Origin of the sequence: Nonomuraea monospora, assembly GCF_039531895.1 — a bacterium.
GTDB lineage: Bacteria > Actinomycetota > Actinomycetes > Streptosporangiales > Streptosporangiaceae > Nonomuraea > Nonomuraea monospora.
Genome location: NZ_BAAAQX010000027.1, coordinates 72914 through 96351, shown reverse-complemented (window position 1 = coordinate 96351; position 23438 = coordinate 72914). Strand labels below are relative to the sequence as shown.

Genomic DNA, 23438 nt, shown 5'->3' with positions numbered 1-23438 from the left:
CCTGGTCAGGCGGTGTCGCCGCCGTCGGCCAGCAGGGTGCTGCCGGTCATGAACGCCGACAGGTCCGAAGCGCAGAACAGGGCGACCCGCGCGATGTCGTCGGGGGTGCCCACCCGCCCGATCGGGCTGTTCAGCATGAGGTCGGTCGGCAGGTCGGCCAGGTTCACGCCCGCGGCGGCGGCCATCGCCAGGTTGCCCTCCGTGGGGACGAAGCTCGGCGCGACCCCGAGCACGCGGATGCCCATGGGGGCGAGTTCGAGCGCCAGCTCGCGGGTCAGGCCGCGGGCGGCGTGCTTGGACCCGACGTAGGCGGCCAGGCCGGGAGCGCTGCCGCGGAAGCCGGCGGTGGAGACGATGTTCACGATGACGCCGCCCGCGCCGCCCGCCGACATGCGGCGGGCGGCCTCGCGCGCGCCCACGAACACGCCGCGCGCGTTCACGGCGAACACCTGGTCCCACGTCTGCTCGGTCATCTCCAGCAGCGGGACGGCCGGGAAGATGCCCGCGTTGTTCACCCACACCTCCAGACCGCCCAGCTCGGCGACCGCGCGGTCGGCGGCGGCGGAGACGGCCGCCGCGTCGGTGACGTCCATGGCGGCGCCGATCGCGCGCACCCCGTGGCTCGCGGCGATCTCCTTGGCCGCCGCCACGGCCAGCCCTTCGTCGAGGTCGCCGATCAGCAGGTCGGCCCCGGCCTCGGCCAGGCGTGCGGCGATGGCCTTGCCCAGGCCGCGACCCCCTCCTGTGACGACCGCGCGCCGCCCCTTCAGCGAGACCAGCTCGGCGAGGGACTTGCCCGACACATCAGCAGTGGACATGAGACATCTCCTTGGATTGAGAAATCAGCTCCGGCTCGCGCTGACGCGGTACTGCGCGTTCAGCAGCGGCCAGGTCAGCTCGGCCATCTCGGCGGCGGGCCGGGAGCAGCCGCGTTCCAGCCAGTCCGTGGCCACCCCGAGCAGCGCGCCGGCGGTGAACGCCGCCGTCACGTCGTGCGGGACGCGCTCCGGCCACGCGCCGGCCTCGGCCTGCCGCAGCCGCTCGTGGATGACGGCGGCGACGCGGCGGCGGATGTGCCCGGCGACGCGCGCGCTGCCCTGCGAGCCGAGCAGCGCGCGGTACAGGCCGGCGTGCCCGGCCAGGCTGTCGAAGAACGCCGTCAGCGACGCGATCGCCTCCCGCACCAGGTCCGCCGAGTCGAGGGCGGGGCCGGGCAGAGACTCGATCAGGTCGTCGACCATGGCGGTGCAGGCGTGTTCGGCCAGCTCGTGGACGTCGCGGTAGTGGTCGTAGAAGGCCGAGCGGCTCACCCCCGCGCCCTCGGCCACGTCCGAGACGCTGATCCGGGACAGATCCCGCTCCTCGGCCAGCTCGATCAGAGCCGCGGCCAGGGCGGATCGGGTGCGGCGCACGCGCCTGTCGGTGTTCTCCCTGCCTGCCACGGCGCACCCCGTCCGTCGAAAAACTACACCTGCAAGTTTTCTTGCATGTGTAGCTTAACGCGCCTCCGGAGGGTCCTCGCCTTCCGGGCTGACGACCAGCCTCATGAAGACCTCAAGCAGGCCCAGCGGCTCGCGGGACGGGTCGAGCAGGGCCTGGATGCGCAGGCCGTCCACCATGGCCAGCACCAGCGTGACCTTCTCGTCGGCCGACAGGTACGCGCTGTCCCGCGAGGTGGGCAGCGGGCTGCTGTTGAAGCGGGTGCGCATGCGCTCGCGCCGGGTGACGAAGAACGCGTGCGCGGGATGCGCGGGGTCGGTCGCCGCGATCGACAGCGCCAGCCAGTTGCGCTGGTAGCCGGGGTTCTCGAACTCCTCGCGCAGCACCGCGCTCAGCACGCTGCCGCCCGCCAGCCCCGACTCGATGATCTGCGCGGCCAGCTTCTCCTCGTCGGCCTCCCGCTGGGCCAGGGCGGTCAGGAGCAGCTCGTCCTTGCCGGAGAAGTGCCGCAGCAGCGCCGCGTGCGTCACGCCCGCGCGGGCGGCGATGTCCCGCAGCGACGACCGCTCGTAGCCGTGCTGGGCGAAGCTCTCCAGCGCCGCCCGGACGATCTGCGCGCGCCGGGCCGGGGTGGCGGCGTTCGGGCCGCGCCGGCGTCTCGCGGGTTCCTTGGGCTGTTCTGGAGCGGTCATGAGTGCAGATTCTAGTATTGCTAAAAAGTTTCCACTGTGGTTACTTTTGCGATGTGCGGGGGCACCCACCCCAACTCCAGAGGAGCCCCAGTGACCGAAGAACGACCTGACAGCGCTGTGGAGGCCGCCGAGCCGGAAGGCCTCGCGGCGCCGCCGCTGCAGCACATCGGCGCGGGCTATCTCGCGCTGCTGATGATCGCCGCCTTTGGGGCGTCGATCGCGCTCATGGTGCCGCTGACGTACGCGCTGGCCGTGCGCATCTCCGAGATCGCGCCGGGCCGCGAGGAGACGCTCGGCTATGTCACCGGCACCGCGCAGCTCGTCTACCTGGTGCTCAGCCCGCTGATCGGCATGTGGAGCGACCGCACCAGGTCGCGGTACGGGCGGCGGGCGCCCTTCCTGGTGGCCGGGGCGCTGCTGGGCCTGGCCGCGCTGGCCGTCGTGGCCGCCGCGCCGACCGTCCCGCTGATCGGCCTGGGCTGGGTGTTCGGGATGATCGGCTGGTCGGTGGCGGGTGGAGCGATCCAGACGCTGCAGGCCGACCACGTGCCCGAGGATCAGCGCGGCCGGGTGTCGGCCCTGACCGGCCTCATGACGCAGATCGCGCCGGTGATCGGCATCGGCGTCGCCTACGCGGTCTCGTCGAGCACGTTCCTGGTGTTCATGGTGCCGGGGCTGATCGGCTTCGTGCTGGTCGTGCTGCTGCCGCTGCTCAGGCCGGAGGGCAGCTCGTACGAGCTCGTCCGCTCCGCCCGGGTCAGCACGAAGGAACTGTTCGCCAGCTTCGTCTTCAATCCCCGGAAATATCCGGACTTCGGGTGGAACTGGCTCGGCCGCTTCGTCTTCTTCATGGGCCTGTACTTCAACACCACCTTCGGCACCTTCTTCTACGCCCAGCGCCTCGACCTGCCCGTCAAGGAGGTCGCCGGGGTCGTGGCCTCCATCGGGATCCTGGGCGTCGTGGCGGCGTCCGCGGGCGCCCTGGCCGGCGGGTTCCTGTCCGACAAGCTGCGGAGGCGCAAGCTGTTCACGTTCATCGGCTCGCTGCTGTTCGTCGCCGGGGCGTGCGTGGACGCGTTCGCGTACTCGCTGCCGCCGCTGATCGCGGGCGCGGTGCTGATGCAGCTCGCCATCGCCGTGTTCGCCGCCGTGGACCAGGCGATCGTCTTCGCGGTGCTGCCCGACCGGGCGCAGGCGGGCCGGTACATGGCGGTGGTGGCGTTCGCGCAGAAGATCCCCAGCGCGATCGCCCCGCTCGTCGCCCCGTTCATCATCACCGCCGGCATGACCGGCGCCGACCGGAACTACACCCTGCTCTACCTCACCGGAGCCGTGCTCGCCCTGGCCGGGGGCCTGATCGTGCTCCTCAAGGTCAAGTCCGTCCGATAGCTCGAGAAATGTGGAAATGATCAGCCCATCGCCTTACGACCTGCGGATCGACAGCGGCGGGGACCAGTTCCCCGTCTCCGGCCCCGCGCCCAGGCTGTCGTGGAAGCTGCCCCGCGAGTGGAGCGGCCAGGACGGCTACGACCTGCACCTGCGCGTGGACGGCACCGACCGGAGCGTGGAGCGCGTCACGTCGGCGCGGCACCTGTTCGTGGACTGGCCGCTGCCGCCGTTGCGCAGCCGACAGCACGTCGCCTGGCGGGTCCGCACCCACCTGGACGGCGCGTCGTCGCCGTGGTCGCCATGGCACACGTTCGAGTCGGGCCTGTTCGACGCGGACTGGTCGGCGCGCTGGATCTCCCCCCGCGAGAACTCACCGTCTGTGCTCTCCGGCAGCGTTGAGCTGCGGGACGACATCGCCGAGGCCCGGCTCTACGCCACCGCCCTCGGCCTCTACGAGGCCTTCGTCAACGGGACGCGGGCCGGCACGGCCGAGCTGACCCCGGGCTGGACCTCGTACGACGAAACGCTGTACGCCCAGGTCATGGACGTCACGGCGCTGCTGCGCGACGGCGTCAACCACCTGGAGATCGTGCTGTCGGACGGCTGGTACCGGGGCGCCGTCGGCACCTGGCGCAAGCGCGACTCCTGGGGCACGCTCACGGCGGCGCGGCTCCAGCTCCACGTCCGCCACGCCGACGGCACCGAGACGGTGGCGGTCACGGACGGAAGCTGGACCTCCCGCCGCGGCCCCGTCGTCGCGGCCGACCTCATGGACGGCCAGACCACCGACCTCACCGCCGCTCCGGGCGAGAGCCGCCCCGTCCTGGTGGACGCGGTCACCGCGCCGCCCATCGGCTGGTCGCCCGCGCCGCCCGTGCGCCGTGTCGAACGGCTCGCCCCGCGTTCGGTGACCCCGCTGGACGGCGGCGGCTGCGTCGTGGACTTCGGCCAGAACGCCGCCGGCTGGATCACCCTCGCCGACCTCGGCCCGTCAGGCACCCGCACCGTCATCGACCACGGCGAGCACCTGTCCCCCACCGGCGACCTGACCACCTCCCACCTGGACAGCGTGCGGCCGGGCGAGCAGCCCGTCCCGTTCGTCCAGCGCGACGAGGTCGTCTCCGCGGGCAGGCCGGGCGAGGTGTTCGAGCCCCGGCACACCGTGCACGGCTTCCGCTACGCCCGCCTGTCCCGCGCCGTGGACCCGGCGAGCGTCTCGATGCGGGTCGTCCACACCGACCTGCGCCCCACGGCCACCTTCACCTGCGGCGACGACGACCTCAACCGCCTGCACGAGGCCGCCCGCTGGAGCTTCCGCGGCAACGCCGTGGACCTCCCCACCGACTGCCCCACCCGCGAGCGCCTCGGCTGGACCGGCGACTACCAGATCTTCGTCCCCACCGCCGTCCGCCTGTTCGACGTGTCCGGCTTCAGCCGCAAGTGGCTGCGCTCCGTCCGCGACGACCAGCTCGCCGACGGCCGCGTGGTCAACTCCTCCCCCGACCCCAACCGGCTCAGGACCCGCGCCGACCCGATGGCGGAGGCGATCACCGGCTCCGCGGGCTGGGGCGACGCCATCGTGCACGTCCCCTGGGTGCTGTACGAGACCTACGGCGACACCGCCGTCCTCGCCGAGAACTGGCCCGCCATGCGCCGCTGGACCGACTGGGCGCTCACCACCGCCCGCACCGCCCACCACCCCTCCCGCACCGGCGCGCTCCCCCACGAGGCGCACCTGTGGGACGGCTCCTTCCACTGGGGCGAATGGGCCGAACCCAAGCGGCGGGCCGCCGACGGCTCCCTCATCGACCCCGTGACCAGCGACCCCGTCGCCTGGTACACCGCCGACAAGGGCGAGGTCGGCACCGCCTACCTCTACCGCACCACCCGCACCCTCGCCGCCGTCGCGGACGTGCTCGGCCACCCCGCCGACGCCGCCCGCTACCACGACACGGCCGAGCGGGTGCGGCACGCCTGGCAGACCGAATTCCTCGACGCCGACGGCCGCACCAGGGCGGGCACCCAGGCGAGCCACGTCCGCGCCCTCGCCTTCGACCTCGTCCCCCCGGACCTGCGCGACCAGACCGCCCGCCACCTCGTGGACCTCGTGGACGCCGCCGGCGGCCACCTCACCACCGGCTTCCTGTCCACCGCCGACCTGCTGCCCGTCCTCGCCGACACCGGCCACGCCGACGTCGCCTACCGGCTGCTGTACCAGCGCACCTCGCCGTCCTGGCTGGGCATGCTCGACCGGGGGGCCACCGCCGTCTGGGAGGACTGGGACGGCGTCTCCCCGGACGGCACCGCCACCGCCTCGCTCAACCACTACAGCAAGGGCGCGGTGGTCCGCTTCCTGCACACCCACACCCTCGGCCTGTCGCAGGCTCCCGGCTCCGTGGCCTGGGAGTCGTTCGTCGTCGAGCCGCTGCCGCACGAGTCGGTGACGTGGGCGGAGGGCACCTTCGACAGCCCGCAGGGGAGGATCGAGGTGGGGTGGCGTGTGCGGGATGGCCTGCTGAGCATCTCGGCCGAGGTTCCCGGAGGGTGCCGGGGGGAGGTGCGCTTCCCCGGCGGCGTCACCTACCGGATCGGGCCCGGCCGCTTCTCCCGGCAGCACCCTTCTCCAGCGGGGGCCGCGGCTACGGCTTGACCTCGCTGAGCCGCCCTGTCCTGACGTCGTACACGAAGCCCCTGATCGCGTCCTTGTGCGGGATGAACGGGTCCGCCCTGATCCGCCGCACGGACTGGAGCACGTCCTCCTCCAGTTCGGCGAAGGCCTCGGCGCCAGGCTGCGGCGCTCGCCCGCCGTGATGACGCCGCCCGCGTCGCGGATGACGTGGGCGGCGCCCTCCCGCAGGCCGAGCGCAACCGGCCCGTGTTCCTGACGTGATCGGAGCGCGGCATGATCACCATCATGAGGAGGCTGATCACGACTCTGGTGGCCTGCGGCGCTCTGCTGGCGGGCACCGCCTTCGCGCAAGCAGAGATCAAGGATCCGGTCCAGGCGCTGAAGGCCGTGCTGGCGTCCGGGAACGGGGTGCGCTTCACCGAGACGACCACCCTTCTGGACGGCGCCGACGAACGGGCGGAACGCCGGCGTACCGGGACCTTCGAGTTCGACGCCGGAGGCCACGTCAAGGCGCTGGACGTCACCACCACCGGCGGCGAGTACGGGCGCGAACGGGTCATCGGCTTCAACCACGACATCGGTGGCACCGCCTACCGTTCCGGCGGTCTCCTGACGCAGTGGCTGCGGAAGGGCAAGACCTGGTGGAAGGACTCTCACCAGATGCACCTCTGGCACACCGAGCTGCTCGGCTACGACGAGCAGCTCGTCAATCCGGCCGAGCCCGCGACCCTGGCCGCCCTGATGAAGAACGGCCGGCGGAGCGGGGACACCGTCACCGGCGCGATCACGTTCGAGAAGCTTGAGCAGGTCTCCCGCTGGGCGGAGCACGCGACCCATATCGGATGGGAAGAGGACGCCAGGCTCGACTACACCGTCACGCTGAGCCCGTCAGGCCTGGTCAGCAGGGTGCAGAGCACGTTCACGTTCGCCGACGCCCTCGACGAGCTGACGGGGAAGACCGTCCACGTGGAGACCCGCTACCAGCAGTGGGGCGGCAAGGTGTCGATCAAGGCGCCGGATCCTCGCCGGACGACCAGCGAGCTCTGCATCGAGGGCCGCTGCAATTGGCGCCTTCCCGGCTGACGCGCCCCGTCAGGAGCACTGCAGGCTGACGTCGTCCAGGCGGACGAACTGCTTGGCTCCGTCGTCCTTGCCGAAGATCGCCTGGATGTAGACCGTGTCCAGCCGGCGCAGGTCGATCCGGCTGGTCCTGATGCGCTGGTAGCCGGAGCCCGGGAGAAAGGCGCCGTGCTGGTCAGCTTGTGCCAGCCGTTGGGGTCCCAGATCTCGAGGGCGACCTGAGCGCCTCCGCCGCCCACCGGTTGCGCGTAGATCTCCGCCACGCAGCTCGACCGCTCCGGCCAGTCGCCGACCGGTACCGCGATGCGTTCGGCCGCCCACCCCTGACCGGCGTACAGCCAGCCGTTGTCGGCGCCGGACCTGGCGAGGCCTTGGGCGAGGTCGAAGCCGGCCCTGCCGTCCCCGCTGGTCAGCGGCTCCCAGCGCTGCGCGGGGTTGCCCTCGAAGCCGTCGGAGAACCGGGGCGCGGCGGCTTGCGCGATGGCGGTGGGCAGGCCGGTGAACACCAGCCCGACGACCGCCGTCAGGGTGAGGAACTTCTTCGCGCCCCGCTTCGAGGTCCTCCGCCGGACGCGAGGGGAGCGGCGGCGGCCGAGCAGTCCTACGAGGGAGGCCGGGCGATCTGGCTTGTTGATCATGGGGGTTCTCCTCCATGGATCGGGGGTGCCTTCGTGGTCTGCTCCGACTGTGCCGTCCGGCGGCGGGGCGGCGACATCGCTGATGTCAGGGATTGACAGCGCGGGTCACGCCGTGCAGGGGCTCAGCCCATGAGGGCGGCGGTCAGCTCCTCGCGCCCGGTCGTGGCGGTCTTGCGGTACACCGCCTTGAGGTGGGCGTTGACCGTGTGAAGTGAGACGTCCATCCGGCGGGCGATCTGGCGGAGTGCCGCGCCGGTGCACAAATGGTCGACGACCTCGCGTTCCCGGGCGGTGATGGCGTACCAGGCCGCCAGCGTCGGCAGCAGCAGGCGTGGGGGCGGGGCCTGGACCACCACCGTCACGTCGCCGGCGCCGTCCGGGCCGGTGAGCTGGGCCTGGGTGGCGACCCACCGCCCGCAGAAGGCCGACGGCACGCAGGTCAGCGCGTGCCCGCCAGGAGCGCCGCCAGGAGCGCCGCCAGGAGCGCCGCCAGGAGCGCCGCCAGGAGCGCCGGCGGCGCGGGCGGCCAGCGCGGCTTCCTGGACGAGCGCGTGCGCCGCCCAGTCAGGCGGCCGGCCGGACCTCGCGTACAGCTCCGTCAGCCAGGCGCGCGCCTGTGCGGAGATGCCGCGCACGGTGTTGTCGGCTCCGACGACGATGACTCCGGGTGGCAGGGCGGGGCGGGGTGGCTGCAGCCGTCCTGTCTGTACGTACGCGCGCAGCACGCCGATCAGGGCCGGTGTCAGACGCAGCAGCCGTTCGCCGTCCTCGGCGTCGAACGGGCGACCGCCCTCCTCGCGCAGCAGCCCGACCAGGCCCCAGGCGCCGCCCGCGTCGCGCAGCAGGATGCGCAGGTCGCTGCCCACGCCGTGGCGGACCAGGATCTCGCCCGCCTGGAGGGCCGCCCCTGCCTTTCCCTGGCCCAGCACGCCCATCGGCACCGGGCGACGGGTCAGGGAGGCCGCGCCGTGCGGGTCGTCGCCGAGGTGGATGTTGTGCACCTGCGCCCACAGCAGGTCGAGAGGATAGCGGTGGGAGAAGCCGAAGGAGCCGAGGCCGGTGGCGGGGTCGAGCCCTGCCACGCGGAAGGCGTCATGGCCCACCCAGGGTGTGAGGGTTCGTGAGAGCGCCGTGCCCAGTTCCGCCTCGGTGAGCCGCTCGCAGGACAGGCCGCGAAGCCGTCTGATCACCGATTCCATATGAGTCATCACGATGAGTAATGCTGGCGTATGGGCAGCTTCTCTCACGGCGTTTTGCCGCTGGAGGCCTGCCAGAGTGGAGGTGACCGTCCTGGAAAGGGCCTGTCAGGTCTCGGACGAACCGGCGCTCGGCAACCGGCAGCGATGGAGCAGGCAGCGATGGAGCAGGCAGGGATGGAGCAGGGCACCCGTGGCGAGCTGGTCACCCGGCTGGCCGAGACGATCAAGGCCGTCACGGCCGCGCACCCGCTGCGGGTCGCCATCGACGGCCCGCCCGCCGCAGGCAAGACCACGCTGGCCGACGAGCTCGCCGCCGTCCTGCGCGCGCAGGGCCGCGACGTCGTCCGCGCGACCATCGACGACTTCCTCGTCCCCCGCGCCCAGCGCTACCGGCGCGGCCGGTACTCGGCCGAGGGCTGCTACTTCGACGCGCACGACCGCGCCGCGCTGTGCCGGGTCCTGCTCGATCCGCTGGGCCCTGGCGGGGACCGGAGGTTCCAGGTCTCGGTGTACGACGCGGAGAGCGACACCCGGTCGTCCCCGCCGGCCGCGACCGCGTCCGCGGACGCGGTGCTGCTCTTCGACGGTGTATTTCTGCTGCGCCCTGAGCTGATCGATCGGTGGGACCTGCGGATCTTCGTGTCCGTCCCCTTCGAGCGGACGATCGAGCGGGCGCAGGTACGGGGCGCGGCGGCCCTGGACGGGTCCGCCGCCGACATCGAGCGGTCCTGGCGCGACCGCTACATCCCCGCCCAGCGGCTCTACTTCGCCACGGCCCGCCCGGCCGAGCACGCCGACGTCGTCGTGGACAACGAGCAGTTGCGGCGGCCGGCGTGGGAGGTCCGGCCGCCTGAGGGCTCACCGGGTGACCCTGATCGTTAGCCCTCCGGCGCGAGCCAGGCCAGGGCCGCCGCGACCAGGGCCTCGACCCCGGTGGGCAGGGTGGGGAAGATCACCGGGGCGAAGGCGGGTGAGTGGTTGCCCGGCATATCCTCCGCCAGGCGCCCCTCCCGCTCCGCCCGCTCGTACCGGTCCGGGTCGGCCGATCCAAGGCCCCAGAAGACGGACGGGACGCCGGCGGCCGAGCCGAACACGCCGAAGTCCTCGCTGCCCATCAGCGGCGCCATGTCGCTCACCCGGCCGGCGCCGAGGCGGGCGGTCAGGGCGCGCCGGACGCGGGCGGTGGCGTCCGGGTCGTTGGTGGTGAGCGGGAAGGAGTGCAGGGTGCGCAGCTCGGGCGGGCGCGGCGCGCCGGACGCCTGGGCCTCGGCCCGCACCACGCGCTCCACCCCGTCCAGCAGCGTGCGCCGCACCTGCGGGGAGAACGAGCGCAGGTTGATCGTGATGCGCGCCTCGTCGGCGATGACGTTCTCCTTGTGGCCGGCGTTGATCTGGGCCACGGTCAGCACCGCCCGCTCGAACGGCGACACCTCGCGCGACACGACGGTCTGCAGCCGCATGACGGTGGCGGCGGCCAGCACCACCGGGTCCACGGTGCGTTCGGGCTGGGAGCCGTGACCGCCCCGGCCGAACAGGCGGACCTCGATGCTGTCGGCGGCGGCCAGCACCTCGCCGGGGCTGATGAGCACCTGGCCGGCCGGGTTCGGGAAGACGTGCTGGCCGAGCACGACGTCCGGGCGGTCGAACAGGTCGAGCAGCCCGTCGTCCACCATGGCCCGCGCGCCGCCCGCGATCTCCTCGGCCGGCTGGAAGAGCGCCACCAGCGTCCCCCGCCATCCCTCGCGGCCGGCGGCCAGCTCCGCGGCGGCGCCCGCCAGGCAGGTGACGTGCATGTCGTGGCCGCAGGCGTGCATGACCGGCAGCTCGCGGCCCTGGTCGTCGCGGGCGGTGGCGGTGCTGGCGTACGGCAGGCCGGTCGCCTCGGCCACCGGCAGCGCGTCCATGTCGGCGCGCAGCGCCACGGTCGGGCCGTCGCCGTTGCGCAGGACGCCTGCCACGCCCGTGCCGCCGATCCCGGTGTGCACCTCGAACCCGGCCGCGCGCAGCCGGTCGGCGGCCAGGCCCGCCGTCCGCGTCTCCTGAAAGGGCAGCTCAGGGTGACGGTGCAGGTCGCGGTAGAGGTCGGCGAGGTCTTCTGTACCAGTGGTCATGAGGGTGCCCGTTCCAGTGCGGTGATCTCTGCGGCGAGTGTACGGCGAGCGGTCTCGGCCTGCTCGGACGTGGGGGCCGTGCGCGGGAAACCCGTGGGCAGGTGGGCGAGCACGGACGCGTAGAGCGCTCTGCGGCGTGGGGTCCTGGCCGGGAACGGGAGCTTGAACAGGGCGGCCACCAGGCGGTCCACGGCGGCGGTGCCGAAGACCGACTCCCACGCCTGCCGTTCAGGGCCGACGCCCGTCTCGCTGTCGTTTCGGGTGGCGCGGGCCGCCCGCGTGGCCGCCTCATCGACGACCAGCGTCTCCCCGTGCGCGATCCGGTCGCCGACCTGGGCCCCGCCCGCGCTCTGGTCGCCGACCGGGGGCTCGCCCGCGATCTGGTCGCTGGCCTGGGGCTCGCTCGCGACGAGCACCACGCCGTACGCGCGGGCCGCCGCCTCCACCGTCACCACGCCGCGTTCCACGTCGCGCAGCACCGCGTCGGGATCCCGGGTGAACGGGTCGCCGTAGCCGCCCGCGCCCGAGGTCAGCAGCGTGACGACGTCGCCCGGCTCCAGCGGCAGCACGTCGATCTTGTCGTGGCGGCGCTCACGCGGCGTGCCCGCGTTGACGATCAGCTCGGTGGGCGCGCCAGGCCCGCCGCCGCGTACGCCCCAGGGCCGGAAGCACATCCGTTCCAGCCCTCTGGCCAGCAGCTTCGAGCCCGAGCCGCGCACCATGAAGGTGAGTTCGAGCCCGCAGCCGCCCCGCCAGCGGCCCGCGCCGCCCGAGTCGGGGCGCAGGGCGTAGGTGAGGATCTCGACCCCGATCTCGGTCTCCACGGTCTCGACCGGGTTGTTCGACAGGTTCGAGATGCCGCTGTCGCGGCCGTCCACGCCGTCCGCCCCCTCGCGGGCGCCCGTCCCGCCCACCATCGGCTCCAGCACCTGGACGTTCTGGCGCACGCCGTTCTGCTCGGCGAGCACGACCGGCACCACCAGGCCGCTGGAGGCGGCCGGCAGGACGTGCGGGGCGGCCAGCCCGAGCGCGCCGCCGACGGCGTCGTTGACCCGGTTGGCCGAGGCGTGCCGCACGCCCACCGCCGCCGGTGGAACGGGGTTGACCAGCGAACCCTCCGGCGTGGTGACGCTGATCGGCGCCACCAGCCCGGCGTTCAGCGCGATGCCGGGGTCGAGGGTGCAGATGAGCGCGAGCACGCGGGTGGTGATCCAGGCGTGCGGCCGGCCCAGGGTGGCGATGTTGAACGCCGCCGCCACCTGCGGGTCCGTACCCGTGAAGTCCAGATGCAGGTCGCCACCGGACAGGGTCGCGGTGACGGACAGCCGGACGGGGAGGCCGGTGACCGCGTCGTCGTCCAGGTAGTCCACGAAGCGGTGGGTGCCGTCGCCCAGGCTCGCCAGCGCCGCCCGCGCCTTGCCCGCCGTGTAGGCGACGAGGTCGCGCTGCGCGGACAGCACCGTCCGCACGCCGTGCTGGGCGATCACCCCCGCCAGCCGCTCCCCGCCGGTACGCAGGGCGGCGCGCATGGCCCGGATGTCGCCCAGATTGGCCTCAGGGGTGCGGCTGTTCGCGCTGATCAGCGCCTCCACGTCGCGGGCGGTCTCGCCCGCGCGGACCAGCTTCACCGGCGGGATCTGCAGGCCCTCCTGGAAGATCTCCTCGTTGACCGGCGACAGGCTGCTCGGCACCCGGCCGCCGATGTCGGAGCAGTGGATGAACGCCCAGCCGTAGCCGATCAGCTCGCCCTCGTGGAAGTACGGCTCGATGAGCTGGATGTCGGTCAGGTGCGTGGCCAGGCCGCCCGACCGGTACGGGTCGTTGGTGATGATCACGTCGCCCGGCTCCAGCGGCCCGGCGGCCTCGACGGCGGCCAGCACGTTCAGCCCGACGAACCCGCTGACGCCGATGCCGCGCGGGTAGGCGGCGAAACCGCCGTCGAGGCCGGCGAAGGCGCAGCAGAAGTCCGCGGTCTCCTTGACGTACAGGGACCGGCTCGTGCGCTGCAGGGTCAGGCACATCTCCTCGGTCATGGCCGTCAGCCGGTTGCCGACGATCTCCAAGGTGACAGGGTCCAGCCGCACGGTCAGGCCTTTCTGAGGTGGAGGTTGCCGGCCTGGTCTACCTCGCCGGACCAGCCGGGGGGCACGACCACGGTGGTGTCGTCCTGCTCGACGATCGCCGGGCCGGTGAGCGTGTCGCCGACGCCGAGCCTCGCGCGCTGGTGGACGGCGGCGTCGTGCCAGGCGCCCGCCAGCAGGACGCGGCGGCTTCCGTCCGGGGTGGGTGTGCCCGTGCCTGGGGGGACGGAGGCGGGCGGCAGCTCGGTCACCGGGCCTACGACGCCGAGGCGGGCGGTGCCCAGTTCGATGGGGGCCTGCTGGTCGCGGAAGCCGTACAGGCGCTCGTGCTCGGCGTGGAACGCCTCGGCGACGGTGGCGGCGTCCAGGTGGTCCGGGGAGAGGGGGACGCGCAGTTCGTACGCCTGGCCCGCGTAACGCATGTCGGCCGCCGCCGACAGCCGCGGCTCGCGGGCGGCGTCCGGCGACCGCGGCTCCGCAGGCTGCTGAGGCGTCTGGGTCTGCGCCGACCGCTGAAGCTTCAGGCCGTCCGCAGGCGGCGGCGGGGCCGCGTGGTGCTGGGCGGTGAGCCAGGCGCGGGCCTGGTCCGCCAGCTCGGCCACCACCTCCGACAGGCGGGACGCGCTGGAGTCGTCCAGGGTGCGGCGCAGGCTGCGGGCGAAGTCGCGCCGCAGGTCCGCGCCCGCCGCGCCCAGGGCACAGAACGTGGCCGCCGTCGGGGGCACCACGATGTGCGTGATGCCGACCTCCCCGGCCAGCATGGCGGCGTGGGTGGGACCGGCGCCGCCGAACGGGACGAGCGTGAAGCGCCGCGGGTCGAGGCCGCGCTGCGCCATGATCTTCTGCAGCTCGGTCGCCATCCCGGCGGTCGCCACCCGCAGCGCACCCGCGGCCACCTCCTCGGCGCCGTGACCGGAACGCGAGCTCGCACGCGAGCCGGCACCATCGCCTGGGCCTGCTTGATCGCCCGGCCCGCGCAGGGCGATCGCCGACAGCGCCTTGGCCGCGGCGTCCGCGTCCAGCCGCATCCGGCCGCCCAGGAACGTCGCCGGGTCGATCAGCCCCGTCACCAGGTAGCAGTCGGTGACGGTGGGCCGCTCCCCGCCCCGCCCGTACGCCACCGGCCCCGGATCCGCGCCCGCGCTGGCAGGCCCGACCTTGAGCACCCCCTGCCCGTCGGCCCACACGACCGATCCCCCGCCCGCGCCGATCGCGTTCACCGCGACGACGGGCAGGATGAGGGGCAGCCCGCCCACGGTCGTGTGGGTGGCCAGCTCGGGCGCGCCGCCGACGGTCACCGCGATGTCACTGCTGGTGCCGCCCATGTCGAAGGTCACGATGCCCCCGCCGCCACCGACGTCAGAGAGGCCACCGACGCCAGTCATGTCCCCGACGCCAGAGAAGCCGCCGACGCCGGAGACGCCACTGGCGCCACCGACGCCTGGCTCGCGGGCCAGCCGGGCCGCCGCCGCCACCCCGGCCGCGGGCCCCGACAGCACGGTCTCGATGGGCCGGTCGGCCGCCGACCGCAGGCTCATCGACCCGCCGTTGGACGCGCTGATGAAGATCGGCGCAGTGACGCCGAGCGCCCGCACCCGCTGCTCCAGCCGGGCGAAGTAGGCGTCCATGAGCGGCTGGATGTAGGCGTTGAGGCAGGCCACGAGGGCGCGCTCGTACTCGCGCACCTCCGGCCAGACGGTGGCCGAGGCGGTCACGGGCAGGCCGGGCAGCCGCTCGCGAAGGCGCGCGGCGACGCTCTCCTCGAAGGCCGGGCTGGTGTAGCCGTGCAGGATGACGACGGCGGCGGCGTCCGCGCCGATGGCGCGCAGCCGCGCGGCGACGCCGTCGAGGGCGGCGTCGTCCGGCTCGGTGACGGGCTCGCCGCGGGGGCCGAGCCTGGCCGGGATCTCGACGATGCGGTTGCGGGGGACGAGCGGCTCCTCCTTGCCCGCGTACAGGTCGAAGGAGGACGGCATGCGGCTGCGGCCGATCTCCAGCAGGTCCCGGTAGCCCTCGGTCACGATGAGCGCGATGCGGGCGCCGCGGCGCTGGATGATGGCGTTCAGGCCGATGGTGGTGCCGTGTGTGACGCCCGCGAGGTCGGCGGGGGCGAGGCGGGCCTGGCCGAGGATGGCCGCCAGCCCGTCGGCGACCGCGAGGGAGGGGTCGGCGGGGGTGCTGGGCTCCTTGTGGTGGACGACGAGGCCGCGTTCCGGCACGACGGCGACGAGGTCGGTGAACGTGCCTCCCACGTCGATGCCGATCCTGGCGGTTCTCACAATGCCTCCGAGATGCGGGCGAAGCGGTCGGCCACCACCATGACGACCACGCTGGCGGCCATGAGCAGGGTGGAGACCGCGGCCATGGACGGGTCGAGCTGGTACTGCACGGCCGAGAAGATGCGCAGCGGCACGGTCGTGGTGTTGGCGCCCGCGACGAGCGCCGTCACGGCCACCTCTCCCAGGGACGTGACGGCGGCGAGGATCGCGCCGGCCAGGATGCCGGGCCGCAGCAGCGGCAGCGTCACGGTGCAGAACACCCTGGCCCGGCCGGCGCCGAGGCTGGTGGCCGCCCGTTCGAGCACCGGGTCGAGCTGGGCCGCGCTCACCGTGACCGCGCGCACCACGAACGGCAGCGCCACGAGTGAGTGCGCCAGCCACAGGCCGGGCAGCGAGTTGATCAGGCCGACGCCGTGGAAGTAGTACAGCAGGCCGAGCGCGATGATGATCTCCGGGACCATCAGCGGCGACAGCGCCAGCCCGGTGAGCAGCTTGCGGCCGGGGAAGGAGCCCTGCGTCAGGCCGTACGCGGCGAGCGTCCCGATCACCACGGTCGTCGGCACGACCAGGAGCACCAGCAGCCCGCTCAGCCGGAACGAGACCTGCCAGTCGGGCGAGCCGAGCACCTCGGCGTACCAGCGCAGGGAGAACCCCGACGGCGGGAACGCCATCGACCCCGACGGGCTGAACGAGCTGACCACCAGCACCACGAGCGGCGCGATCAGGAACAGGAAGACGAGGGCCGCCAGCGCGACGCCGATCAGGCGCACGGTCCTGTCGTAAGCACGCTCACCCATGCAGCCGCCTCTCCCAGATCCGGAACACGCCCGCCAGCAGCCCCGTGGACACGACGGTCAGGGCGAGCAGCGCGAAGCTCAGCGCCGCGGCCACCGGGTAGTCGAACACCGTCGACACCTGCTCGTAGACGCGGATGCCGGTGAGCGGCTGGGTCACCCCGCCGACCAGCAGCGGCGTGATGTAGATGCCCATGGCCAGCGCGAACACGATCAGCGCGCCGGTCACCACGCCGGGCAGGCTCAGCGGAACGGTGACCCGCAGGAACGTCCTGACGGGGCCGGCGCCGAGCGTCTGTGAGGCGCGGTGCAGGTTGCGGTCCATGCCGCCGAGCGCCGTCGTGAGCGGGATGATCGCGAACGGCAGCAGCACGTGCGTGACCGCGACCACCACCGCCGGGTAGCTGGTGAGGAGCTGGGCCGGCTGGTCCCGCAGCCCGGCCGCGATCAGCGCCTTGTTGACCACGCCGTTGCCCGACAGCAGCACGACCCAGCCGTACGTGCGCACGACCACGCTGGTCAGCAGCGGCGAGATGACGATGACGAACAGCAGCGTCCGCAGCACTCCGGCGCGCCGCCGGGCTAGCGCGTACGCGGCCGGGTAGGCCAGCAGCACGCACAGCGCGGCGACCAGCAGCGCGGTGGCCGCGGTCTGGAGGAGGGAGCCGTAGAAGTACGGCTCGGTGAGGACGCGGCCGTACTGGGAAAGGGTCCAGCCGGGCAGCGCGGCGCCGAAACCGTCCACCGGGCTGAAGCTCAGGCGGAGCAGGCGGACGAGGGGCACCAGGAACAGGGCCGCCAGGAACACGGCCAGCGGCAGGACGTACACCCAGCCGCGCCTGACCCGCCGACGGGCGGACGCCCCGGTGACGGCGGACGTCATCGCGCCTCCGTCCGCTCGCCGGACCCCGTACGCTCGCCGGACTCCGGCCGCTCGCCGTGCTCAGGCTCGGCCGGCGCGGCGCCCGTCTCCAGGACGATCACGTCGGCCGGGTCCCAGGCCGCCACGACCGGCGTGCCAGCTCCCGGCGGGTCGGCCGAGCCCACGCCGGTGTCGGCGATCTGGACGCTCAGCGTACGACCGTCCGCCAGGCGCACCTCGACGTGCCAGGCGTCACCGGCGAAGGCCCGGTACCCCACGGTTCCCGCCAGGCCGGCCCCGCCGGCGGCGAGCCGGATCCGTTCGGGACGGATCGCGACCACCGCCCGCTCACCCTCGGGCAGGTCAGGCAGACCGCCGGCGAGCAGGCCGTCGCCGAGGCGGAGCCCGCCCGCGCCGTCCGCCGTGCCCTCCAGCACGTTGGCCGCGCCGATGAACTGCGCCACGAACCGCGTCGCCGGCCGCCGGTACACCTCGTCGGGCGTCCCGAGCTGCTCGATCCGCCCGCCGTTCATCACGGCGATCCGGTCGGACAGCGCCAGCGCCTCCTCCTGGTCGTGGGTGACGAACACCATCGTGGTCCCGATGCGCCGCTGGATGGCGCGCAGCTCGACCCGCATCTCCCGCCGAAGCTTGGCGTCCAGGTTGGACAGGGGTTCGTCGAGCAGCAGCACGGCGGGCCTAATGGCCAGGGCGCGGGCCAGCGCGACGCGCTGCTGCTGCCCGCCGGACAGTTGTCCGGGCCGCCGTTCCGCGTAGCCCTCCAGGCCGACGAGGCGCAGCGCCTCGGCGACCCGCTCCGCCCGCTCGGCCTTGCCCAGCCGCCGCACGCGCAGCCCGTACGCCACGTTCGCGGCGACCGTCAGGTGCGGGAACAGCGCGTAGTTCTGGAACACCATGCCCAGCCCGCGCCGGTACGGCGGCCGGCCGGTGACGTCGTCGCCGTCGATCACGATGCGTCCCGCCGAGGGCCGGACGAAGCCCGCGACGGAGTTGAGCAGCGTCGTCTTGCCGCAGCCGCTGGGCCCCAGGATGGACAGGAACTCGCCCTTGCGGATGGACAGCCGGTCGAGGTCGAGCACCCGGTGGCCGTCGTAGCCAGCGGCCAGGCCCTCGATCTCGACGTGCCCGCCCGCCTCGTGGCTCAGCCGAAGATCTGGTTCCATCGCTGCTGCCATTCGTTGAGCTTGGGGGTGGCGACCGCGTAGTCGACCCACGTGAACTTCTCGAAGACCTCGGCCCCGTGCTCCACCTTCTGCTCGAAGGGCTCGCTGTAGTCGATGGAGTCGTTGCCGGCCGCGTACCAGGTGCCCTCGGCGAACGGCTTCTGGTTCTGCGCGGCCGTCAGGTAGTCGAGGAACTTGGTGGCCAGCTCGCCGTTCTGGCTGCCGCTGGCGACGAAGTACGAGGTCAGCGCCCCCACCGGGCCCGACTTGGGGTACGTGAACCCGATCGGGGAGCCCGCCTCGGCCAGGGCGAAGGCGCGGCCGTCCCAGAAGGGCATGATCCAGGCGTCGCCGTTCTCGATGACGGTGGCGGCGTTGCCGGCGTTGGCGGGGAAGGCCGACACGCAGCCCTTGAGCGTCTCCAGCTTGGCGAACGCCTTGTCCACGGCGGCCGGGTCGGACAGCTTGCCGCCCTCGCTGGTGACCAGGGCGGAGAAGAACTCCAGGCCGGGGTTGTAGGTCAGCGGGGGCAGGGCGACGTGGCCGCAGTACTCCTTGTCGAAGAGATCCGACCAGTCCTGCGGGGCGGTCTTGATGTGGTCGGTGCGGTAGAGCAGGCCGGTGGAGCCGGTGGTCAGCGGCACCCCGTACTGCTTGCCGTCGTAGGCGGACTTGCCGCTGAGCACGGGGTCCAGCTCTTTCCAGTGCGTCAGCTTGGCCGTGTCGAGGGGCTGGAGCAGGCCGGCGGAGGCGGCGGGCAGCGAGGCGTCGGGGGTGAAGGCGATGACGTCGAACGGCGGGTTCTCGCCGCCGGCGGCGCGCAGCTTGGTCAGCCACTCGGCGTTGGCGCCGTAGACGAGGTTGACCTTGGCGCCGGTGTCGCGCTCGAACGGCTCCACGAACGACTTCTTGAACAGCTCGCCCCACGCGCCCGCGAACGCGGTCACCGTGATCTGCTGCTGCGCGGCCGATCCGCCGCCAGTGCTGGTGCCGGCGTCGGTGCCCGCCTGGCCGCCCGTGTCCACGCCGCCGCAGGCCGTGAGCGCCAGCATCAGGGCCGCGCCGGCTCCCGTCAGGCGAGTGAGTCCGCCCTTCATCATTTCCTTCCCATCGGAGACAGCCGGTCAAGGGCGCGGGGCAGGGCACAGCCGGCAGGCCGCGCTTGCCGCCGGAGCACCGTTGAGCTCGACGACCATGTCATCACCCGGGGCACCCCGCCGCGGTAGGGAGGGTTGCCGTCCAGCAAGCCGGGGCTTAGCACTGAACTCGTGACAAAAGCGACTATACCAGTAGGGTTTGTCTGAAGGGAAATTTGGGGCTGTTTGCGCCTCTAGTCCGAATATACGGGCGGGCTCTCCCTCCTCCTGACAGCGTGGCCCGCGACGGCAAAAAGGCCCCAAGCGGCTGGCAAAATCAGCCCCCACCCGGCTGGACGCCCCTCTTGACCTCGTGTGATGCTGGGGATGATCTCCGGTCGTGACGTGAACCGATGGAGAGGCAGGCCATGGCTGCAGCGGACGACTCCCTTGCCGGCCTCGCGCTCGTCCTGCGTCGGTGCGACCTGCGAGAGGCGCCGCCCGAGTTGCTCGGCGGCCTGCTGCTCTCCCCTGACAGCGACCGGGCGGTGGTGCTCACGGCCGAGGAGGCCCGGGAGGTCGAGGAGCGGCTGAAGGAGGCCCTCGCCAGGGGCGAGGCGCTCGCCGGTGGGCGATTGGCGCTGCACCGGCGGCAGTGCCCCGGCCAGGAGTGGGAGATCTCCGTGTCGGCTCTGGAGCGGGCCGGCGGACGGCCGGCGGCCGTGCTGATCGACCTGGCCGAGCGGAAGCCCGCGCGCCGGCGGCTGGACCTGCTCTACCGGGCGGCGGCGAACATCGGCGCCTCCCTGGACATCACGCGCACGGCGCAGGATCTCGTGGACGTGGTCGTCCCGGCGTTCGCCGACTACGCGACCGTGAACCTCTCCGACGCGGTGATGGCCGGCGACGAGCCGCAGCCGGCCGTCCGCGCGGACTACCGGCGGGTCGCGGTCAGCGAACCGTGGCCGGCCGGGCTGATGCAGGTGGGTCACCTGCTCCCGTTGCCGTCCGACCACCCGTCGAAACGCGTTCTCGAACGCGGTGAGCCGCTGCTCATGACGAGCCGCGACCAGATCCTCCAGGGGCTGGCCGGTCACACGCGGCTCATGGTGCCCGCGGACGCCCAATCGCTGCTGGTCGCGCCGCTGTCCGCGCGCGGCCTGCTGCTCGGCGCGGTCGAGGCGTGGCGCACCGGCCGGTCGGAGGCCTTCGACGCCGAGGACGTCCGGTTCCTCCAGGAGATCGTCTCCCGCGCGGCCCTGAGCGTGGACAACGCCCGCCGCTACACGCGCGAGCACACCGCGGCCGTGACCCTGCAGCGCAGCCTCCTCCCGCAGGCGCCGGTGGATCTCACCGCCGCGCAGACGGCCGGGATGTACCAGCCCGCCGGCGACCGCGCCGAGGTGGGCGGCGACTGGTTCGACGTCATCCCGCTGTCGTCGCTGCGCGTGGCGTTCGTCGTCGGCGACGTCACCGGGCACGGCCTCCAGGCCACCGCCACGATGGGCCGGATGCGCACCGCCATCCAGACCCTCGCCGACCTGGACCTGCCGCCGGACGAGCTGCTGACGCATCTGGACGATCTCGTGCTGCGGCTGGCCGAGGAGTCCGGCGGGTCCGGGGACGGCATCGGGGCGACCTGCCTGTACGTGACCTACGACCCGGTGACGCGCCGGTGCGTCATGGCCAGCGCGGGCCATCCGCCCCCGGCCCTGGTGCGGCCGGGCTCCGCCGCCGCCTTCGTGGACCTCTCCCCCGGCCCGCCGCTCGGGGTGGGGAACATGCCGTTCGAGCCGGTCGAGATCGTCCTGCCGGAGGGCAGCGTCCTCGCCCTCTACACCGACGGGCTGGTGGAGCGGGACGACCGCGACCTCGCCGACGGCATGGACCGGCTGCGCCGGCGCCTGGACGTCCTGTGCCGCCCCGGCCGCGCGCTGCCCGAGATCGGCCGCCAGTTGGTGGCGGAGCTGCCCGCCACGCCGCCGGTCGACGACATCGCCCTGCTGCTGGCCCGTACCTTCGCCATGCCCGCGACCGACACCGTCGAGTGGGAGTTCCCCGCCGACCCGGCCGTCGTCGGCGACGCGCGCAAGCTGACCAGCGGCCAGCTCGCCGCCTGGCGGCTGGAGGAGATGGCCCTGGTGACCGAGCTGGTGGTCAGCGAGCTGGTGACCAACGCGATCCGCTACGGCGGCGCGCCCGTGGGGCTTCGGCTCATCCGCGACCGCCACGTGCTCATCTGCGAGGTGTCCGACTCCAGCAGCACCCAGCCCCGGCTGCGCCGGGCTCGCGAGACCGACGAGGGCGGGCGGGGCCTGTTCCTGGTCGCCCAGCTCACCAGCCGCTGGGGCAGCCGGTACACGCAGGCGGGCAAGACCATCTGGACCGAGCAGCCCATCGGGGGCCTCGCCGCGTAAGGGACTCAGGGGCGGTCGGGGCCGCCGAGGAAGGTCCGGCAGTAGCTGCGCATGGCGATCTTGACCTCGGCGATCATCTCGGCGCGGGCGGGCTCCGCCTCGTCCTCGACCAGGCGCAGAAGCTGGTCGCCGATGCTGTTGGTGATGCGGGCGCCCATCGGGGTCAGCCTCAGCGTGCCGCCCGAGGTGCGTTCCAGCAGGTCGGTGATGGTGCGGTAGATGTAGTCGTTGACCTCGCGGCCGGCCTCCTTGGCCACGGCGGTCAGCCGGTTGTTCAGCCACAGCTCGCGCACGGACGGGCGGCCGTAGAAGCCGGCGTAGGTGTCGACGACGGCGTCCACCACCGATTCCCAGCCGGGGTAGGAGCGGCTCGCCAGGGCGTCGACCAGCTCCCCCGCGCTCTCGAAGTAACGCAGCCCGAGGGCCTCCAGGACCGCTTCGCCGCCTTCGAAGTAGTGGTAGAAGACGCCGACCGTGACGCCCGCGCGCTCGACGATCGGCCACGGGGTGGCCACGAGCGTGTCGTACCCGAGCTCGCCGAGCAGCTCGTCGGCGGCGTCCAGGATGGCGCGGACCTTGGCCTTGCTGCGCTCCTGGGTCGGGGCGCGGCGCATCGCCGACGCCAGGTCGATCAAGGGGCTGCGGGTCACGTCTTGTCCTCCGAGGTCCGGACCACCTTAGCGGTCGGGATGGCGGGCCGGGCACGTCGCGATCTTGGGTGTCGGGTCACCTGCGAAGACGACTCTTGACGGCCGGAGCGGTCATGCCACAGACTAGCCGAAATCAAAATAGAGTCCATTTCGATTTCGGAGTCGTTTCCATGTCCGCACCCACCGCCATCACCATCCCCGACTGGTCGACGCCGCTCTACCATCCGGCGCCCCACCACTTCCGCGACTGCACCCGCGTGATGCTGCTCTGCGGTGTGGACGAGGGCGTCACCCGGCGCCTGCTGCCCGAGCCGCTGGAGCCCATCGGCGACTTCGTCGTGGTGAGCTGGCTGCTCATCGGCGACGTGGACGGCTACCAGGGCTCCCACAACGTCGCGTTCAACGTGCCGTGCCGCTTCGAGGAGCACGTCGGCAAGTTCTGCTCGCTGGAGTACATCGACATCGACATGGGCCTGGCAGCCGGGCGCGAGATGTGGCCGTGGCCCAAGAAGGGCGGCGAGTTCACCTGGGAGCAGACCCCCGGCGGCCTCAGCCTCGCCTGCCGCCGCCACGGCGACGTCCTCGTCCGCTCGGAGATCACCGTGACCGGCGAGCCGGCCGGCGCCTGGCCCGCCGAGCTGAACGTCCCAGACATGGGCCAGTGCAACCTCCAGGTGCGGCTCCTGGCCCGGGACCACGCCTCCGAGCCGGAGATCGCCCAGGTCATCCGGGTCGACTACCCCAACAGCGTGCTGCACGCCAGCGTCCGCGCCGAAGGCACCCTCACGCTCACGGACGGCCCCCGCGACCCCTTCGGCCCGCTCGGCGACATCCGCGTGCTCGCCGCCCGTCTGGACACCCAGGAGTTCGACTTCGACCTCGGCCAGGTCGTCGGCTCCCGGCGGATCTGAACCCCT

Annotated in this window: 19 protein-coding genes and 1 riboswitch; of the genes, 6 read left to right on the top strand and 13 right to left on the bottom strand. The window is 72.9% G+C overall.

What is annotated here, in order from left to right:
* Positions 1–5: 5 nt before the first annotated feature.
* Genes ABD331_RS39840 through ABD331_RS39830 form a run of 3 tightly spaced genes read right to left on the bottom strand, consistent with a single transcriptional unit; the run spans position 6 to position 2132 of the window.
* Positions 6–818 carry an SDR family NAD(P)-dependent oxidoreductase gene (locus ABD331_RS39840; RefSeq protein ID WP_344487226.1) on the bottom strand — a complete coding sequence of 271 codons (813 nt, stop codon included), beginning with the start codon at positions 816–818 and terminating at the stop codon, positions 6–8.
* Between the two features lie 24 nt (positions 819–842).
* Complete coding sequence (locus ABD331_RS39835; RefSeq protein ID WP_344487224.1) at positions 843–1442, bottom strand: TetR/AcrR family transcriptional regulator; 600 nt, start codon at positions 1440–1442, stop codon at positions 843–845.
* 54 nt (positions 1443–1496) lie between these two features.
* The gene (locus ABD331_RS39830; RefSeq protein ID WP_344487222.1) at positions 1497–2132 is read right to left on the bottom strand and encodes a TetR/AcrR family transcriptional regulator; all 636 of its coding nucleotides are present in this window, start codon (positions 2130–2132) and stop codon (positions 1497–1499) included.
* Between the two features lie 90 nt (positions 2133–2222).
* Here ABD331_RS39830 and ABD331_RS39825 point away from each other — a divergent pair, with 90 nt between their 5' ends.
* The 3 genes from ABD331_RS39825 (at position 2223) to ABD331_RS39815 (ending at position 7233) form a co-directional block, all read left to right on the top strand.
* Positions 2223–3521 (top strand): MFS transporter, encoded by a 1299-nt coding sequence (locus tag ABD331_RS39825; protein ID WP_344487221.1) that lies wholly within the window; start codon positions 2223–2225, stop codon positions 3519–3521.
* 16 nt (positions 3522–3537) lie between these two features.
* Positions 3538–6171 carry a family 78 glycoside hydrolase catalytic domain gene (locus ABD331_RS39820; RefSeq protein ID WP_344487220.1) on the top strand — a complete coding sequence of 878 codons (2634 nt, stop codon included), beginning with the start codon at positions 3538–3540 and terminating at the stop codon, positions 6169–6171.
* A 264-nt stretch (positions 6172–6435) separates the two neighbouring features.
* Positions 6436–7233 carry a hypothetical protein gene (locus tag ABD331_RS39815; RefSeq protein WP_344487218.1) on the top strand — a complete coding sequence of 266 codons (798 nt, stop codon included), beginning with the start codon at positions 6436–6438 and terminating at the stop codon, positions 7231–7233.
* On the opposite strand, the gene ABD331_RS39810 is transcribed toward ABD331_RS39815, so the two are convergent.
* Positions 7128–7868: a hypothetical protein gene (locus ABD331_RS39810; protein WP_344487216.1), complete on the bottom strand. Its 741-nt coding sequence runs from the start codon at positions 7866–7868 to the stop codon at positions 7128–7130. The two genes, ABD331_RS39815 and ABD331_RS39810, sit on opposite strands and share 106 nt — an antisense overlap.
* Positions 7869–7990: 122 nt before the next feature.
* Positions 7991–9058, bottom strand: coding sequence for a helix-turn-helix transcriptional regulator (locus ABD331_RS39805; RefSeq protein ID WP_344487214.1), 1068 nt, complete (start codon positions 9056–9058; stop codon positions 7991–7993).
* A gap of 168 nt (positions 9059–9226) precedes the next feature.
* On the opposite strand from ABD331_RS39805, the gene ABD331_RS39800 reads away from it, so the two are divergent.
* Complete coding sequence (locus tag ABD331_RS39800; protein WP_344487212.1) at positions 9227–9949, top strand: cytidylate kinase family protein; 723 nt, start codon at positions 9227–9229, stop codon at positions 9947–9949.
* Here the strand turns inward: ABD331_RS39800 and ABD331_RS39795 are convergent.
* From ABD331_RS39795 to ABD331_RS39765, 7 genes are read right to left on the bottom strand one after another with little or no spacing between them, the layout of a single operon-like run.
* A complete protein-coding gene (locus ABD331_RS39795; RefSeq protein WP_344487211.1) occupies positions 9946–11178 on the bottom strand; it encodes an amidohydrolase in 1233 nt (410 codons plus the stop codon). The two genes, ABD331_RS39800 and ABD331_RS39795, sit on opposite strands and share 4 nt — an antisense overlap.
* On the bottom strand, positions 11175–13262 hold the full coding sequence (locus ABD331_RS39790) for a hydantoinase B/oxoprolinase family protein (protein WP_344487209.1): 2088 nt from the start codon (positions 13260–13262) through the stop codon (positions 11175–11177). The genes ABD331_RS39795 and ABD331_RS39790 overlap by 4 nt, the downstream gene beginning before the upstream one ends.
* A gap of 2 nt (positions 13263–13264) precedes the next feature.
* Positions 13265–15538, bottom strand: a complete 2274-nt coding sequence (locus tag ABD331_RS39785; protein WP_344487207.1) for a hydantoinase/oxoprolinase family protein — start codon at positions 15536–15538, stop codon at positions 13265–13267.
* A complete protein-coding gene (locus tag ABD331_RS39780) occupies positions 15535–16335 on the bottom strand; it encodes an ABC transporter permease (protein ID WP_344487205.1) in 801 nt (266 codons plus the stop codon). Before ABD331_RS39780 ends, ABD331_RS39785 begins: the two co-directional genes overlap by 4 nt.
* Positions 16328–17215: an ABC transporter permease gene (locus tag ABD331_RS39775; protein WP_344487203.1), complete on the bottom strand. Its 888-nt coding sequence runs from the start codon at positions 17213–17215 to the stop codon at positions 16328–16330. Before ABD331_RS39775 ends, ABD331_RS39780 begins: the two co-directional genes overlap by 8 nt.
* A complete protein-coding gene (locus tag ABD331_RS39770; RefSeq protein ID WP_344487201.1) occupies positions 17212–18378 on the bottom strand; it encodes an ABC transporter ATP-binding protein in 1167 nt (388 codons plus the stop codon). The genes ABD331_RS39775 and ABD331_RS39770 overlap by 4 nt, the downstream gene beginning before the upstream one ends.
* The gene (locus ABD331_RS39765) at positions 18357–19475 is read right to left on the bottom strand and encodes an ABC transporter substrate-binding protein (RefSeq protein WP_344487199.1); all 1119 of its coding nucleotides are present in this window, start codon (positions 19473–19475) and stop codon (positions 18357–18359) included. The genes ABD331_RS39770 and ABD331_RS39765 overlap by 22 nt, the downstream gene beginning before the upstream one ends.
* A 56-nt stretch (positions 19476–19531) precedes the next feature.
* Positions 19532–19652: riboswitch (SAM riboswitch) on the bottom strand.
* Between the two features lie 230 nt (positions 19653–19882).
* Between ABD331_RS39765 and ABD331_RS39760 the strand changes: the two genes are divergently transcribed.
* Positions 19883–21871, top strand: a complete 1989-nt coding sequence (locus ABD331_RS39760) for a SpoIIE family protein phosphatase (RefSeq protein ID WP_344487197.1) — start codon at positions 19883–19885, stop codon at positions 21869–21871.
* Positions 21872–21876: 5 nt separating this feature from the next.
* On the opposite strand, the gene ABD331_RS39755 is transcribed toward ABD331_RS39760, so the two are convergent.
* On the bottom strand, positions 21877–22521 hold the full coding sequence (locus ABD331_RS39755) for a TetR/AcrR family transcriptional regulator (protein ID WP_344487195.1): 645 nt from the start codon (positions 22519–22521) through the stop codon (positions 21877–21879).
* A 170-nt stretch (positions 22522–22691) separates the two neighbouring features.
* On the opposite strand from ABD331_RS39755, the gene ABD331_RS39750 reads away from it, so the two are divergent.
* Positions 22692–23432 carry an acetoacetate decarboxylase family protein gene (locus ABD331_RS39750; RefSeq protein ID WP_344487193.1) on the top strand — a complete coding sequence of 247 codons (741 nt, stop codon included), beginning with the start codon at positions 22692–22694 and terminating at the stop codon, positions 23430–23432.
* Positions 23433–23438 lie beyond the last annotated feature (6 nt).

Bases quoted from the DNA above. Each gene is read 5' to 3' on its own strand.
- ABD331_RS39810 (WP_344487216.1), bottom strand. From the start codon at position 7,868: ATGATCAACAAGCCAGATCGCCCGGCCTCCCTCGTAGGACTGCTCGGC.
- ABD331_RS39750 (WP_344487193.1), top strand. From the start codon at position 22,692: ATGTCCGCACCCACCGCCATCACCATCCCCGACTGGTCGACGCCGCTC.
- ABD331_RS39840 (WP_344487226.1), bottom strand. From the start codon at position 818: ATGTCCACTGCTGATGTGTCGGGCAAGTCCCTCGCCGAGCTGGTCTCG.
- ABD331_RS39770 (WP_344487201.1), bottom strand. From the start codon at position 18,378: ATGGAACCAGATCTTCGGCTGAGCCACGAGGCGGGCGGGCACGTCGAG.
- ABD331_RS39765 (WP_344487199.1), bottom strand. From the start codon at position 19,475: ATGAAGGGCGGACTCACTCGCCTGACGGGAGCCGGCGCGGCCCTGATG.
- ABD331_RS39830 (WP_344487222.1), bottom strand. From the start codon at position 2,132: ATGACCGCTCCAGAACAGCCCAAGGAACCCGCGAGACGCCGGCGCGGC.
- ABD331_RS39820 (WP_344487220.1), top strand. From the start codon at position 3,538: ATGATCAGCCCATCGCCTTACGACCTGCGGATCGACAGCGGCGGGGAC.
- ABD331_RS39800 (WP_344487212.1), top strand. From the start codon at position 9,227: ATGGAGCAGGCAGGGATGGAGCAGGGCACCCGTGGCGAGCTGGTCACC.
- ABD331_RS39815 (WP_344487218.1), top strand. From the start codon at position 6,436: ATGAGGAGGCTGATCACGACTCTGGTGGCCTGCGGCGCTCTGCTGGCG.
- ABD331_RS39780 (WP_344487205.1), bottom strand. From the start codon at position 16,335: ATGGGTGAGCGTGCTTACGACAGGACCGTGCGCCTGATCGGCGTCGCG.
- ABD331_RS39760 (WP_344487197.1), top strand. From the start codon at position 19,883: ATGGCTGCAGCGGACGACTCCCTTGCCGGCCTCGCGCTCGTCCTGCGT.
- ABD331_RS39775 (WP_344487203.1), bottom strand. From the start codon at position 17,215: ATGACGTCCGCCGTCACCGGGGCGTCCGCCCGTCGGCGGGTCAGGCGC.
- ABD331_RS39795 (WP_344487211.1), bottom strand. From the start codon at position 11,178: ATGACCACTGGTACAGAAGACCTCGCCGACCTCTACCGCGACCTGCAC.